Annotated in this window: 14 protein-coding genes; 6 read left to right on the plus strand and 8 right to left on the minus strand. The window is 56.4% G+C overall.

What is annotated here, in order from left to right; all coding sequences use genetic code 11:
* The first annotated feature begins 385 nt into the window (after positions 1–385).
* Complete coding sequence (locus AUR66_RS03095; RefSeq protein WP_058571054.1) at positions 386–1,408, plus strand: DUF5305 domain-containing protein; 1,023 nt, start codon at positions 386–388, stop codon at positions 1,406–1,408.
* A gap of 52 nt (positions 1,409–1,460) precedes the next feature.
* Here the strand turns inward: AUR66_RS03095 and AUR66_RS23220 are convergent, their stop codons facing one another.
* The 4 genes from AUR66_RS23220 to AUR66_RS03115 form a co-directional block, all read right to left on the minus strand.
* Positions 1,461–2,033 (minus strand): DUF7344 domain-containing protein, encoded by a 573-nt coding sequence (locus AUR66_RS23220; RefSeq protein WP_082682107.1) that lies wholly within the window; start codon positions 2,031–2,033, stop codon positions 1,461–1,463.
* A gap of 75 nt (positions 2,034–2,108) precedes the next feature.
* The gene (locus tag AUR66_RS03105) at positions 2,109–2,726 is read right to left on the minus strand and encodes a hypothetical protein (RefSeq protein WP_058571056.1); all 618 of its coding nucleotides are present in this window, start codon (positions 2,724–2,726) and stop codon (positions 2,109–2,111) included.
* Positions 2,727–2,751: 25 nt separating this feature from the next.
* Positions 2,752–3,405: a hypothetical protein gene (locus tag AUR66_RS03110; protein WP_058571057.1), complete on the minus strand. Its 654-nt coding sequence runs from the start codon at positions 3,403–3,405 to the stop codon at positions 2,752–2,754.
* Positions 3,406–3,440: 35 nt separating this feature from the next.
* On the minus strand, positions 3,441–4,055 hold the full coding sequence (locus tag AUR66_RS03115; protein ID WP_058571058.1) for a hypothetical protein: 615 nt from the start codon (positions 4,053–4,055) through the stop codon (positions 3,441–3,443).
* 320 nt (positions 4,056–4,375) lie between these two features.
* Between AUR66_RS03115 and AUR66_RS03120 the strand changes: the two genes are divergently transcribed.
* A complete protein-coding gene (locus AUR66_RS03120) occupies positions 4,376–5,536 on the plus strand; it encodes a signal peptidase I (protein ID WP_058571059.1) in 1,161 nt (386 codons plus the stop codon).
* Positions 5,537–5,587: 51 nt separating this feature from the next.
* Here the strand turns inward: AUR66_RS03120 and AUR66_RS21050 are convergent, their stop codons facing one another.
* Both AUR66_RS21050 and AUR66_RS03130 read right to left on the minus strand, forming a co-directional pair.
* On the minus strand, positions 5,588–6,127 hold the full coding sequence (locus AUR66_RS21050; protein ID WP_058571060.1) for a hypothetical protein: 540 nt from the start codon (positions 6,125–6,127) through the stop codon (positions 5,588–5,590).
* 372 nt (positions 6,128–6,499) lie between these two features.
* Entirely contained in the window at positions 6,500–7,759 is a 1,260-nt protein-coding gene (locus AUR66_RS03130; protein WP_058571061.1) for a hypothetical protein, read from the minus strand.
* Between the two features lie 403 nt (positions 7,760–8,162).
* On the opposite strand from AUR66_RS03130, the gene glmM reads away from it, so the two are divergent.
* Positions 8,163–9,479, plus strand: a complete 1,317-nt coding sequence (gene glmM / locus AUR66_RS03135; RefSeq protein ID WP_058571062.1) for a phosphoglucosamine mutase — start codon at positions 8,163–8,165, stop codon at positions 9,477–9,479.
* Between the two features lie 855 nt (positions 9,480–10,334).
* On the opposite strand, the gene AUR66_RS23135 is transcribed toward glmM, so the two are convergent.
* A complete protein-coding gene (locus AUR66_RS23135; protein WP_331456978.1) occupies positions 10,335–10,469 on the minus strand; it encodes a hypothetical protein in 135 nt (44 codons plus the stop codon).
* 231 nt (positions 10,470–10,700) lie between these two features.
* Between AUR66_RS23135 and AUR66_RS21055 the strand changes: the two genes are divergently transcribed.
* Positions 10,701–12,170 (plus strand): DUF7289 family protein, encoded by a 1,470-nt coding sequence (locus AUR66_RS21055; protein ID WP_449271630.1) that lies wholly within the window; start codon positions 10,701–10,703, stop codon positions 12,168–12,170.
* 6 nt (positions 12,171–12,176) lie between these two features.
* Here the strand turns inward: AUR66_RS21055 and AUR66_RS03145 are convergent, their stop codons facing one another.
* The gene (locus AUR66_RS03145) at positions 12,177–12,377 is read right to left on the minus strand and encodes a hypothetical protein (RefSeq protein WP_058571064.1); all 201 of its coding nucleotides are present in this window, start codon (positions 12,375–12,377) and stop codon (positions 12,177–12,179) included.
* 154 nt (positions 12,378–12,531) lie between these two features.
* Here AUR66_RS03145 and AUR66_RS03150 point away from each other — a divergent pair, with 154 nt between their 5' ends.
* Together AUR66_RS03150 and AUR66_RS21060 are read left to right on the plus strand one after the other, a co-directional pair.
* The gene (locus AUR66_RS03150) at positions 12,532–13,116 is read left to right on the plus strand and encodes a hypothetical protein (RefSeq protein WP_058571065.1); all 585 of its coding nucleotides are present in this window, start codon (positions 12,532–12,534) and stop codon (positions 13,114–13,116) included.
* A gap of 234 nt (positions 13,117–13,350) precedes the next feature.
* Positions 13,351–14,490: RNA-guided endonuclease InsQ/TnpB family protein (locus AUR66_RS21060; RefSeq protein ID WP_157532973.1), on the plus strand; the 1,140-nt coding region annotated here is incomplete at its 3' end.

Genomic DNA, 14,490 nt, shown 5'->3' on the forward strand with positions numbered 1-14,490 from the left:
CGACGTTGGACACAGTCTCATCTGGCTGCGGGCTCGTTGCATTGTGGCGAACCCTCGTTTGCAAGTCATCGTCTGTATATTGTGGAGTGCGTTTCCGTCCGCCCAATACCTGTGTGACCTCTTGAAGCGTCCAGTACGAATCGAGGAGTTGTTCGAGAACCTGTTCTCGTGGGGTATCGGTTTCCGTTGCTTTTTGGGTTACCCAGTCCTCGAACGTCGAGGTTGCACTCTCTCGGTCACTCCGGTCCGCCGGCTCATTGGACATCGTACTCAGACACGCTCTCTTTATTGACAGTCTGTCTTCTAGGACAAAAGCTTTGTTCCGCGTTGACATACTGAACTGTAATGGTGCTGTCCCGTTCGGAACGACCACCGTCTCACTATCATGGCTGTTGAAGACCGCCTGAAGCTATTCGTCACGCAGCAGGCACGGCCGCTCGTCGTCATCTTTGCAGTCGCAGGTATCCTCTGTCTCGCAGGGGCCGGGTATGTCTTTCTGACGCCGACGACAGAGACAGTCTCTGAAGAAATCAACCACCAAACCTTCGAGTCGTCAGTCCAGACGAGTGCTGTCGTGACCGGTAACTCGACGCTCTACGAGCAGGGTGAAACCCTCGTGAACCGGTCAGCATATTTCGTTTCCATGACGCCGAACCTGTCGTTTCACGTCGAAACGACGGCCCCGTCGGACCAAGAGGTGACGATCACACACCGACTCACGATGGAGACAGTCGGCCTTCGGGACGGCAAACCGTTCTACAGCGCAGAAGAGACACTTCTCGACCAGCAACGCGAAGTCTCAGACGGAACCGCTGTCGCAGTGCGTTCGATAAACGTCTCCACGATACGGGAAGAACTGCAACAGAAACGGGCTGAAACGGGTGGTGTCGGCCGATTCGTGAGTAGACTCAAACTCAATGTGACGTACCATTCGGATTCCTATTCGGGAACGCTTACGACGAGTACACCGTTTGTACTCTCCGGTCAGGCGTACTACCTCGATGGCTCGCTCACCGACAGTGAGACACGCTCGAAAACAGTCGAAGAAGAGATCACACGTCCGTCTGATCCGTTCGAGTACGGCGGATTAGCCATGGCAGGGCTCCTCCTGTTCGGGCTCTGTGGTGTCGTCATTCGAACCGAAGAACACACCGATTCCCAAGAACTCCGAACTCGAATCTCACACAACAGGCACGACGAGTGGATTTCGCAGGGAGAATTCCCGACCGAGTCTGACAAGCAGTACATCTCGATTTTGACGCTCGAAGACCTCGTCGACGTCGCAATCGATACCAACCGACGTGTCATCTACGACCCGGATATCGAAGTGTACGCTGTCATCGATGGCACCGAGATATACTACTACTCGCTCGGTGACTTCCACGCGCATGCGTGGCTCAACTTATGAGTGTGTGAGTATAACTATTCAAAAAAACTGCACTGCCGGTGGCAGTCCACTCTTACAGTGGTTGGTCGAGATTCTGGAATCGATAGCGTCGGTTCGTCACTGCGTGGTACGCCGCTGAGGCGGTGAATACGGCGACGATTGTCGCTGGATACACTAATGAAGGAATCGTCTCAGTTGGGAGAACCCCTGCCCAGAGCCCACCGATGACGAGCCACGAGAGAGCCGAGAGTCCAAGGTAGTACACGCCCCAAGGGATTGAGTTCTCGGGAACGATGTCGAGGTAGATGTCGAGGCGTTCCGTCTGGTCCGTCAACTCCACTTCGCCGTCCTCGTACGTGATGATTCCCGCACGTTCGAGTCGAGGCAAGTGTGTCTGCTGAAGCGACGTGTACACAGTCTTTCGTTCAGCTGACCTCAATTCCGATATCGTCTTGTCTTTCTCCCACGCAGCGACCTGTTCGGCGAGGTCCGACAACGGAATTGGTCCTTCTACCTGTTTGCAGTAATGGATCGTATATCGCCGCCGGTGGTTACTCATGATATCGAAGACTTCGTCTTTGGGTAGGCTGCGCTCCCTGTCAGGTGGTCGTTTGCTGAGCAAACCACCCCCACCATGTTTGCTCATGTGTCACATGCTTGTACAGTGTTCGAGTATTTATCTTCTAGCCTGACTGAATGTTCTGCGCTTGGTGGGACTGTCTCAGTTCGTGTGTTGCTCGGTATGGATTCGAAGCGTCAGGTCGTACTCGTCGCTGGGAGGGAGTGCTTCGAGTGACTGCGTCTGGGTAGTTGGAACGAGGTCAATCTGCAGTCCGAAGAGAACTGCGTCACCAGGGTTGAGTACCTCATCTGTGACGTCCTCATCGGTACTCACAGTTAGGAGGTTATCACCGGATGTCCCAGTCGAATTTAGTGTTTCGTCGGCTGTCGTTGCCTGAAATACTGCTTCGATAGAATCGAACGTCGTTGCTGAGAGTGTGTCACTTGTCGCTTCGAACGAGAAGTAGATGCCATCGATATTCGTCGTTCCGACGTTCGACAGCAGGACGATATCTTCGTACCGTGTGACCGCACGCGTATTGATTCCATCGCTGTCTCCTCCGGGTGTAATCGCGCTCACGTTCCCGTCACTGTCCGTTTGGACGTGAACCGGTGGGTCGTTTGCGGGCGTTAGTTCGATATCGCTGCCACCGGTGTCGACGACGCGAAACGATGCACTCGACGATGAACGAACAACTCCTGTAGCCCCTGACCCGACGAGCCCACTCGCGACGAAGAGATTGCCCATCGCGAAGAGTGTCTGACGGCGTGTGGGCATGTGGACTCCAGATAGATGTGCGAAGTTACAGTTGGTTTGCGACGGCTGTCACTTCGTCGATGAGGACGGTACTCTCGCTGTCACCGGCAAACGAGCCAGATGCTACTGCGTTTGCGATGGTGCTCGTCTGGTTCACGCGCAAGCTGACTGTTTCAGGCGATTCCGTAGATACAGTGACGAAGTTCGTCGGGTCGTTCTCTGAGTCGGTTGAATCAGAGGAGATAATCGTATCATCTGCGCTCCGGAATTCGAATGCGTCAACCACGTCTGCCGTCGGGATGGTGGCCCCAACGTCCGCCCCAAAGCCAGTGTAGTCGAACGCGACTTCGTAGTCTGTGCCGTCGGCGTTGTTGTTGGTTATCGTCAGGATGTCACCGAAGTCGACGTCCTGTGTTGCCGTCACCGCGACTTGAATCGTGACCATCTGTCCGTTGTTTCCGTTGACGGTTGCTACTGGCAGGTCGTTTGGTTCGAGGGCCGTGAAGTCGATGGTGTCGCCCGTGATGACGTTCGAACCTGTCGAGGATGCAGGGGTGATTTCGATGTCTGCCCCCGGTGAGACGACTCGGAAGCTTCCGTTGGCGTTGCTCGAAACCACGTCAACGGCACCTGTTCCGAGTGCTGTTCCGCCCCCGAGGGCGAGCATTCCGAGCGTCGTGAGGGCTGTTCGTCGTTTCATAATTCACTCATGATATCGCTACCTGAATACAGCGCTTAGACCCCGTCGTCTGCGACGAGTGAAATCGTATCTTCGGTGCTGTCTCCTGAGAGATTGGTAACATCGGTTGTGTCGATCTTCACGCCTATACTCGCGCTGTCACTTGCTCCGAGGGTCTTCGTACTCGTTTCTGCCGTGCTTGCATCTGCATTGCCGTCGCCGACATAGAACGTCGCTTTGGCGACCGCTGTGCTCGTCCCGTTATCCACCGTTATGGTGGCGGCCTTGTACGGAGTTGGTGTACCCGACGGACTTGAATCTGAGAGACCGACTCGAATCGTATCGCCGTTCGAATCGGTATCGTCTGCTGAGTTGTTTGTCACCGTCAGAATGCCGTCGATGGTAGTGATTGCGTCCTTGTTGAACCCACCACTCCCCCCTCCGTTGAGGTTTACAGTGACAGTTTCTTCAGATGCGGGAGCCGAATTGAGATACGCCCCACCAGCGGTCCCCGGTTCAATCTGTAAGAAAGCACTCGCGTCCCCAGTCGTGCTGACCTTTACAGTTCGCGCCGCACTTACGGACGAAAATGCGCCCGTTCCGACGAGTGCGCCGCCGCCACCAACGATTCCACCGAGCCCGAGTAATACGTTGCGCCGATTAAGTCCCATTTTAGTTTCTCCTGACACAGCAAACTGTGTCGTTACTGATGTCATCGAAGAGTACCTACTTTGTATTCGGGTGCTTGAACAAACCTAACGACCCATTCACGTTACTCAAGCTCATCTTTCTCTGCCAAACAACTCGCCTCTGTCTGTCGATTTAGTCGGGGAGATTATTATTGTACCACTCCACTTTGTGTAGAGCGTCCTTCACAGACGACCCCGCACACACTGATGTATTGACGGACAGCGTCCCACTCACAGTCAAGGTGAAACGGTGAACTGACGTGTCATTTTATGATGACGAGTACCCAATCAGTGAGTAACGTGTGAATCGGTCGGAATTCGTCGAATACGCAGTCCTTGGGTTTGTCCTCGTAGTTGTGGTTTTACTTCTGTTTGGACAGGCGCTTGGACAACCGATTCTCCTTGGATACACTGAAACCGGGAGCATGGCCCCGACGCTGGAGGCTGGCGACGGGTTCATCGCTATCCCGTCGGTGTTGACCGCACCACCGGAGCCCGGCGACGTAATCGTCTTCCGCGCTGAAAATCTCCACGGCGGAGGGCTGACGACGCACCGCGTCGTTGACCAGACTGCGAACGGGTACATCACTCGTGGCGATGCGAATCCGTTCACGGACCAAGACAACGTCGAGCCTCCTGTTCGCGAATCACAAATCGTCGCAGAAGCACTCCAATTCAATGGGCAGGTGGTTGCTATCCCTGGTCTCGGGTCAGCCGTGCAAGTGCTCCACGGAGCATTCGGTGCTGTGGGGGGCGTGTTTGCAGGAGGTACTGGACTTGGAACTCTCTTTCGGGGTGTCTCCGCACCGACGCTACTCGTCTTTACCGGCGTGGGGTTCATCTTGTTGAGCATCGCTGTCGACGTGTTTGGAAGTAACCGTGAACCCTCCACACGGAGCCGTCGTCGGCCCAATTACCTCTCGATTGGGGCAGTGTTGTTCATTCTCGTCTTCATTCTCGTGGCCCCCGCAACAGTGAGTATGGTCGTCAGTTCAGGACCGACGGCCGTAGATATCGTCAGTTCGGAGTCGCCAAGCGAGAACCCACTCGTGGTCGAACCAGGTAACGCTGCGACTGTCGAGTACCGTGTGACCAACAAGGGATACATTCCAACGATGATTGTCGTGGAGTCTAACCACCCTGACGTCACACTGGGCCAGACCGTGTTCGTCGTTCCCGGCCAAGAACGTGCGACGACGACGCTCACAATTCGTGCCCCCGATCAAACGGGCGCGTACACCCGAAAAATCACCGAGCGGCGCTACCTCCCGATTCTTCCACGGTCGCTCATTCTCGCTTTGCACGCCATCCACCCATGGGTCGCGATACTCGTAATCGATGCTGTTCTAGTCGTAGGGATGCTCGTAATAGGCGTCGCCACGCTTGGGATTGCCCCCGTCCGGTTGCGCACAGCCAGCCGGGATCTTTCGTTCATTGAGCAACTCAAGCGACGGTTCTTGTAGTGGGTGGCTCTCCACTACCCGGATGTGATGTGTTTAACCTCTATAGAATAATTAGCAACTCTGGTGGTTCGGTTTTCGGTCACAAAACGCGTCTGAACCCGCGCCGTTGCCGCCACCGTTGCCGCCACCGTTGCCGCCGCCGTTGCCGCCGCCGTTGCCGCCACCGTTGCCGCCACTGTTACCCGGCGGACAATCGTATTCCAGCGTTGTCGTCAGGACTGCATTATGGATCGTAACCCCGAAGGAATCTGCATCGACCGTCACCGCCAATTCCGCCGTACCGTTGTCTGGTTTGTTTTCACAACTAACCAAGATATCTCGGGTGTCACCGGGCTGAATGTCCAGCGCCGAACCAGTGGCGCTCCGGCTGGCAGCCACCGATGTCGTATTCAGGCTCACATCAGTGATTGTGACGGATGCGACCGAGTTGAGGTTATTCTTGAGTTTCACAATTGCACCGTCGTCTCTCGTGATGAACCCGTCTGATTCGTACAGCGCAATCAGTGCGCTCTCGTCCGACGCGACAGAGACACCTACTGAACGTTCACCAGCGATAGTGCTGTAGCTTCCAGTCGGGACGGCGGCGAGCATAATCCCGAGAGTGAGGAGGACAACGCCTACGTGCCACAATGTTCGGTTCATTTGTGTCTCTGTCGCGACTCACTTTCCGTATTAGGTGTCAACTGTCTTGTACACTTCGGGTGTTCTACCTGTAAACTCGTCAAAATTGGGTTGACCGAACAGTGCCGAGGGGGAAGGGGAATTGACAGTGTTCGGCCTACGGATACAATCGAGGTATAGAGACTCGATTCGAATCCGCAATAATGACAATTATTCAATTATTTATAATAGTTTGCATCGGTGTAGCATCGAACAAGAGCTCTACGCAGTCAGCCCATCAGCACACGGATATAACGCGCACATCGCTGTTTCACCTTTCGTCGTTACTCCACATTTCTGTCGTCACTCTGAGCTCGTCGTCTGGACTGAGAGTCCGTACGCGGCGACACTGCCTTCGACCGTCGCATCAGTGAGCATTGGTTCGTTGTCGAACTGAGCGCCCGTAAAGCGGGCATCACCGTGGACGATTGCCTCTCCGAACTCTGTCCTGTCGGCGACGTAAGTGTACGCGAAATCGAGATTGCCACCGATCTCAACGCCGAACACGAGCGATGTGACGGTGCAGTCCGAAAAGTCGACGTTGTCGTGTACACGAGACAGCTTCCAGTATACTTCACCATCGACGGAAGCATGGTCGCAGACGATGCTTTTTCCCACCGAGGACTCGACCATCCGGAACTGTGACCCGGCTGTGAAGTGTGCCCCCGAAAACGAGAGTGTCCCCGAGATAGCCGCCCAGACGAACGACACTGTCTCTCCCCGGAACTGTGCATTCTGGAATGAAAGGCGTGAACTGGCGATGGTGACCATATCGAAGTACACTGCCTCGCCGAACAGGGAGTAGTCGAAGTCGAGTCGCCCGCCAGTGGCCTCGATCTCGGTGAAGTCCGCCTCACCGTCGAACTGGCTACTTGTGGCTTCGATACCCTGTGAGACGCGCATCTGCGTCGCGTCGAACGTTTCGCTCACGTGTAGGTGCTCGAGGGAAAATCCGTTTTCTACCGTCGTATCCCGTACGACGACGTTCCCGGCGACTTGACAATGCGAGAGCGACAATCGGTCATGGAACACTGCCGCCCCTAGGTCGAGGTGGCCGGTCACACGCGTATGTGAAAGCCATACTGGCCCCTCAACCCGCGCTTGTGTGAAGTCGAGTTGTGACTCTACTACCCCTTTCCTGACTGAGACTCCATCGGCGACGTGAATGCCAGTCGCGATGAGAGACGTTCCACTGTAACCAGCAGCGTCGAGTCTCCCATCGATGGTGGCATCGTAGAGCAGCCACTGGCCACCAGTCTGCAGGTCTCGACACGAGAGTCCCCCACGACTCTCGAGTCGCTGCATGAGTAGGTCGCCGCCGATTGAGCCGCTATCGATTCGAAGCGGTGCCTCTACGACTACGTCGCGGAGGTCCACGTCATTTCGGACCATCACCCCACGAAGGTCTATCTCTTCGCTGCTCCCGAGGGTTTCATCTGCGAGGTCGAGCGCCTCGAACTGCGCACCGACGAAGGACGATGGTCGCTCCGTGTTGTTGATGGCTTCGAGGAGTTCCTCTGCCGTCCGTTCCGCGTCCTTGTCTTCGATCGGCGTGTGAAACAAACAGTAGGCTGTCTCACCGGTCGCTGAATGTGGACACTGCCACACGGATTGTTGTCCGTCAGTGTCCGCGGCATCTAGATTCGCGCCGCTATAGTCGTGCTCGTATGTGCAACGAGGCGTTCCACCCACGCCATCCTATTACTTGTCTAACAACTAATAGCTACTGTCGGTATACGCCATTGAAATCTCCATGAAATGGTAGAAACCGCGTTTTCGATGGTGTTTGTTGGCGTGAGCTGAAATCTGTCGAATGTTGCCGTCTACCAAATGGAGTAAACAATCTGTAAACTACGTCCTGTGGGGAGGAAGCCGTGTTACCCATTGATGCGGTATCACGAAACCACACGGCGTGTCCTTCCTTTTGATGCGAAGCGTTCATTGTTAGATACGGGAAGGTTCAGACATGTTCGGAACAAGCGGTGTACGCGGTCCCTTCGGGGACTCGATCACGCCCGAGTTGGCGGCGTCCCTCGGGCAGGCGCTTGCAGCCTGTGGCTCCGACTGTGTCGTCGTCGGTCACGACGCACGGACGACGAGTCCGCTTCTCGCCGATGCCTCGAGTTCGGCCCTCCGAAGTGCCGGTGTCGACGTTGTACGTGCCGGACGCGTCTCGACGCCGACGCTTGCCCGCGGCGTCGCGTGGACAGACTCCGATGCGGGGCTGATGATCACTGCATCACACAACCCTCCAGAAGATAACGGATTCAAATTGTGGGAGCCCTCCGGACAGGCGTTCGGCGAGGCTCGCCGTGCCGAAATCGAAGCGACGCTCGATGCCAACGAACAGACGTACGCGTCGTGGGAGGATGTCGGCACTGAGCACGACGCCGACCATCTGACGGCACGCCACGTCGACGCTCTCTGTGACGCGGTCGATATCGATGGTGACTGTTCGGTCGTCGTCGACCTGGGCAACGGCATGGGAGAGGCGACTGTCGAAGCCCTCCTCCGCATGGGGTGCGACGTGCAGACGCTGAATGCGACGCCCGACGGCCGCTTCCCCGGTCGCCCGAGCGAGCCCACGGCGGAGACGTGCGAGACGCTTTGTTCCGTCGTCGCCAACACAGATGCTGACCTCGGGATTGCACACGACGGCGACGCCGACCGGATGATGGCCGTCGACGAGACGGGGTCGTTCGTCGAGGGAGACGAACTTCTCGCGCTGTTCGCCCGTGAGGTCGTCACCGATGGTGAGCGTGCTGCTGCCCCACTCAATACGAGTCTTGTCGTCGACGACGTCCTCGACGAACAGGGTGCCTCGCTCACCCGGACGAAAGTCGGCGACGTCTTCGTCGCCGAAGCGGCCCGCGACGACGACGTCGTCTTCGGTGGCGAACCGAGTGGTGCGTGGATCTGGCCCGACGAAACACTCTGTCCTGATGGTCCGCTCGCGGCGTGCAAGCTCGTCGAACTCGTCGAACGGCACGGGTCGTTGGCTGCCCAACGCGCAGCGCTGGCGTCGTATCCACTCCGCCGGACGAGCGTGGAAACTGACGAAAAAGAGGCGGTCATGGCGGGCGTTCGTGACGCACTGATGGACACCTACGACGCTGGGCGGATTTCGACGCTCGATGGGTTCCGGGTCGAACACGACGATGGGTGGTTCCTCGTTCGCGCCAGTGGCACGCAACCGCTCGTTCGGTTGACTGCCGAGGCACGTGACGAGCAGCGGGCGGACGAGTTGTTGGCGGAGGCGCGACGGTTCGTCGACAACGCGTAGTAGAGGGTCTTTTTTCACCCACGTTGGTCGCGTACAGCCACAGAATCACCCGCAAGAAGAGCATGCGTTCACCTAGCCTGCGGCACCGATCGAGATATCACACCCGGCCGGCAATCGCACACCATAATTCGGGCATCGACGAACCCTCGCTTCAGGTCGAACGAACGCACACAAGAAGGTGTCTCACGTCGACTCACGGGGGTGTGGGCAGTCGTCGAAAGAGGTGCTGATGGGCCCGACGAACGACGATAATTTGGGTCTACTCTGAGATCGGATTCGGGCGATACACCCCACTCACGATGGGGTGTACCGGTGTTTTACCGCATTTGAGGGTCGTCGTCGACGGCGAGAATGGCCCGAATTGACTCGTAGCCGGTGAGTCCCAAACGCCGATATTCGGGTCCGAAACGCGCTCGTAGTCGAATACAGGTGAATCGGCGACAGTGTCTCGTAGGGTGTGCGACGAGTCAGAAGGGGTTTCGATACACCCACGGTGGCCACGAATCGAGTACACCCTTGCGGGAAATTGGCGTCTGTGTACACCCCCGAAATCAACGGGTGTAGCGGGTAAGAATCGATTCGATGCTTCTGAGAAGGGTGTAGAAAACCGCGTCGTATCACTACAGGTGTACTGACGAGATTGCGCGTCTCGTGGGGTTGTCTTTCCTCACGCAAACGCTTTCTGCACACACCCTGACGCCCACCGCTCCCGTGCGTGTGATGTGTGAATACGGCATGTCGAGATCCTCGGCGTCGAACTACTCTTTGACACCCTTGACGACCGCCGCGCAGACGGCTACTGTACCGTTCTCCTGTGGGTTAATCCAGACTCACCCGAAGATGACGACTGCAGAATCACCGGGGGTCGGTCACGAGCGTCGATGGTGCGGGCTCGGATAGCGTCTCGTTGAGGCTGTCGCCAACGTCAGTGATGAGACGTTGGGCCAGTTTGCTGCTGTCGTCGTAGCTGATGCCGAAGTCGTATGTCAAACGGAGTGTGTCGTTCGCGACTGAATTCGTGACGGCGGCGTTCGCGAGATCGCCGTTGGATGTGGTCAGGTTTTCGTTGTCGAACGAATTGAGTCGTGTCGTCTGGAATATAGTCTACCGGCCCCAAAGCGTACTGCGTGAATGCCGTCTTTCTATTGCAAAGTGACGCTTGCGTATTTATATGTCAACAAGATATTAATTTTATAACGGGACACGAAAAATGGAGGTGATATGAGAGGCCCCAGTCGGTTTCGTACTCCTACAAACAGGGGGATAACCGGCCCACTTGCAGTCGTGCTGATCTTCGCGCTGATCGTCATATCGACCACCATTCTCTTAGCTATCGGTGCTCCCGGACTTACAGCCACCCAGGAACACATCCAGATGGAGAACGCGGAAGTTTCGTTGACGAAACTCGACTCGGATATGGCAGTTGTCGCGATGGGGCCATCGAACGTACGTCAAGTTGACCTCGGCAGGGGCCCCTCGAAACAGTATCTCCTCGATGACGATGCTGGGTCAATAACGGTCTCATTCGAGAACGACAGTGGAACGACCACGATCGTGAACACCACTATGGGATCAATTACATATGAAGGACTGAATGGTGAAACAATCGCTTATCAGGGAGGTGGTGTCTGGCGAGCTGGCGCTAATGGTGGGTCGACAATGGTTTCTCCCCCAGAAGTTCACTATCGAGGTGCGACACTGACGCTTCCGCTAGTCGTGGTTAACGGTGACAACTCAATCGACAGACGGGCTACGATCACGTCCAACGGTTCAACTCGTCACTTCCCGAATTCCTCGTTGCGTAATCCGCTCGAAGGTGGGGCAGTTACCATCGAAATCCGGAGTGAGTATCATATGGCGTGGCGCCACTACTTCGAGGAGCGTACTGAGGGTGCGGTCGAATACTACCCCGACGACGAACGAGTCGAAGTGACGCTCACTGTTCCTGTGACAGAAACATTCGATAAATCCGTGAGCACGACTTCAGACGGTCCGTCTGCAATTGAGAACGAGGAGGCCTTTGAGACGAACGAAACCGGAGTGAGCGCACCCGCACCTGACTTTCGAATCGAATCGGAAATCGATGATTGTGCAACCGGTAACTGCTCTGATCTTTCTTCGGAGGCTGCTGATGACACGCTAGAAGCCGGGCGGTATTACGAGAACGGAGATGTGACTCTCGACGATACGACCTACGATACGAGTGGTGGAGATATCGATATCGTCGTTAACGGAAGTCTTGAGTTCTCTCACGGCGGTGGTGGCCCCGGAATTGAGAATCATCACATAACTGGCGATGGGAACGTGACGTTCTACGTCAACGGCGACGTCGAAATCGACGGTAACACCGGCGTCAACAGTGACGGTGACGCTAACGACCTGATTGTGATGGTTCACTCTGACGCGAGCGAGGTGGCTGCCGCGAGTGGGACACCGCAGTTCACGGGCTTGATTTACGCTCCAGGGACTGACTTCGTAATCAATGGCGGCGGTGCCTGTGGCCGGACTGGTGGCGGCCCTGGCTGCGACGGGAACATCGTCGGGAGTATCGTTGCCGAATCGGCTGACGGTGGTGGAAATGGGAAGGTCGTCTACGACGACTCGATAGATATCACACTCGAATTCGCGAGCGCGTCTTCGATTACGTATCTTCACGTCTCTGAAAACAGAGTGAACGTGACCGAATCGTAATCGAATCTACGAGACGACTTCGAACCGGCCGACAGACAAATCAAGAGCGAGTTGCTCGCGTGGGTAGACGAACTCCTGGTCGCCGCTGGACGTCCGAACAGACTGCGCGTCGATTTCGAGAACCGTTTGTTCCTCACAGAGCGTCGAATGCCGGATCGTCGACCCCGTCGTGATTTCGTAGGGGGCGATTTCAAGCGTGTGTGACATTAGCACAGCGTAGTTCGACCGAGAATGATAACGCTTCGGTTTGAGCGAATATTTCGACCACGAAACCACGGTATAACGGTTTTTCTCAACAAGAACGCCAAGGAATCCATTAGCAGCTTGAACATTTAACTGTGTGGCCGACTAGCATGGGTGTATGAATGGCCCCGACACCGCGGATGAAACGAGCTTCTATCTCGATTACGAGATGCAGGTCGACGCAACGCGCGATGCCGTGTCGAAGCTCGCCCGCGACGTCCTCCAGTACGAGTGGGCCGACTACCTCCGTCGATTCCCACCCGAGGGTCCACAGACGTGGGACCACCTCGACTCGGGCAAGCCGTGGGGTCGTGTCACGCCGCGTGCGTGGGACGTCGGCCGGAGCCACGGGTTCGACGTGCACTTCGAGCACTACCCGACGCCGCGCGCCCTCCAGCGCGGGCAGTTACGGTTCGAGTTGCATCTCGAAGACGGCCTGAGTGGCGATGCGGACTTCTCGGGAGACTCGCCGTACGCGGCGCTCCGCGAGCGGATTATCGAGGCACTGGAGCGGGTGCGTCAGGAAGCAGACGAGGTTCCACACGGAGACTTCGGTACTGGGCGGACGATTTGGTGGTCGGACTACCGGTTCACCGCTGGCGATACCGTCGCGTACTACGAGACGCTTCGAGAGGCACTCTCGGAGCACGCGGTGTTCGTCGATGCAGTGAGTGAAGTGTTGGACCCCGACGAAGGCACGTGAGCAACTGTGGTCTCGTTCGGTGCACTGTCGGCGTCAGGTCACCGAAACCACGACCACCGTACGATTTCACCTTCGAACGCACATCGTACTCACACAGATTCGAGGAGGAAGCCCACGGCTTTAGCCGTGGGAGGAATCTGACAAGAGTCTAACCAAACCACGAGCGATAGCAAGCCGACTCCCCCACAACAGTCGTAGAATATATAAAACACCACTTCGTATGTGAGGTCACAGATGGAGGTCAAACGAACTATCCCGGTCAAACTCTCGGTTCCGGACGACCGACGAGACGACCTCCATCAGACCATCGACCAGTTCAACCACGCCTGCAACTACACCGTCCAGAACGGCAGGAACAACGACGGCTACCTCATCCTCAACAAGTCCACGATACACGACCAAGTGTACCACGACTTGCGAGACGAGACAGACCTGCCCGCAAACCTCTGTGTGCGGGCCTACTCGAAAGCCGTCGAAGCGATGAAAAGTACCGTTACTGACTGGAAGAAGGGCAACAGCCGACCACTCCCACGATTCAACGAGCCGTCAGCCGTCTACGACAAACGGACGTTGACCATCAAAGACAGGTCAGCCACCCTCTCCACTATCAACGGCAGAGCCGCCGTTGAGTACGTACTCGGAGACTACCAGACGTCCTACCTCGATGATGACGATTACGAGAAGCGGATGGGGACGCTCCACTACCACGAGGACGAGGATGCGTTCTACCTTCACATCGTCATCAAGAAAGAAGTCGAGGAACGCGACGGTGACAAAGTATTGGGCGTGGATTTGAACCTCAAGAACGTCGCCGTCACGAGTACGGGGTCGTTCTACGACGGTGGCAAACTACTGTGGGGCCAGAACCACTACTTCCGCGTGCGTCGAAGCCTTCAGCACAAAGGCACTCGCTCCGCCAAGCAGGTACTCCGGCGACTGTCGGGGCGAGAAAACCGCTTCGTGCTGAATCGCCTGCACACTATTTCTCGACGCATCGTGGAAGAAGCCGACGCCCACGACTGTTCGTACATCGCCGTCGAACGCTTGACCCACATCCGCGAGCGGATGGATAATCGGAACGACCGAGTGAAACGTCAGATGCACAACTGGGCGTTCCGCGAACTCCAAGAGATGCTCGCGTACAAGGCCGCCGAGTACGGTATCCGCGTTGAGGATATACCGCCCGCGTTTACGAGTCAAACCTGTTCTCGGTGCGGGCATCAGTCCAGCACGAACCGTAACTCGGACGGTTGGTTCGAGTGTAACGACTGTGGGTACTCGGTTGACGGTGACTACAACGCGAGCAAGAACATCGGTTTCAAGTTGCTAACTTTACCATCGGGCAAACGTCCCGATGGGTTGGGCGACGGTCAT

The organism is Haloferax profundi (genome assembly GCF_001469865.1).
GTDB classification, from domain to species: Archaea; Halobacteriota; Halobacteria; order Halobacteriales; family Haloferacaceae; genus Haloferax; species Haloferax profundi.

Coding starts and splice junctions, on each gene's coding strand:
- AUR66_RS03095 (WP_058571054.1), top strand. CDS start 386: ATGGCTGTTGAAGACCGCCTGAAGCTATTCGTCACGCAGCAGGCACGG.
- AUR66_RS23220 (WP_082682107.1), bottom strand. CDS start 2,033: ATGAGCAAACATGGTGGGGGTGGTTTGCTCAGCAAACGACCACCTGAC.
- AUR66_RS03105 (WP_058571056.1), bottom strand. CDS start 2,726: ATGCCCACACGCCGTCAGACACTCTTCGCGATGGGCAATCTCTTCGTC.
- AUR66_RS03110 (WP_058571057.1), bottom strand. CDS start 3,405: ATGAAACGACGAACAGCCCTCACGACGCTCGGAATGCTCGCCCTCGGG.
- AUR66_RS03115 (WP_058571058.1), bottom strand. CDS start 4,055: ATGGGACTTAATCGGCGCAACGTATTACTCGGGCTCGGTGGAATCGTT.
- AUR66_RS21050 (WP_058571060.1), bottom strand. CDS start 6,127: ATGCTCGCCGCCGTCCCGACTGGAAGCTACAGCACTATCGCTGGTGAA.
- glmM (WP_058571062.1), top strand. CDS start 8,163: ATGTTCGGAACAAGCGGTGTACGCGGTCCCTTCGGGGACTCGATCACG.
- AUR66_RS21055 (WP_449271630.1), top strand. CDS start 10,701: ATGAGAGGCCCCAGTCGGTTTCGTACTCCTACAAACAGGGGGATAACC.
- AUR66_RS03145 (WP_058571064.1), bottom strand. CDS start 12,377: ATGTCACACACGCTTGAAATCGCCCCCTACGAAATCACGACGGGGTCG.
- AUR66_RS03150 (WP_058571065.1), top strand. CDS start 12,532: ATGAATGGCCCCGACACCGCGGATGAAACGAGCTTCTATCTCGATTAC.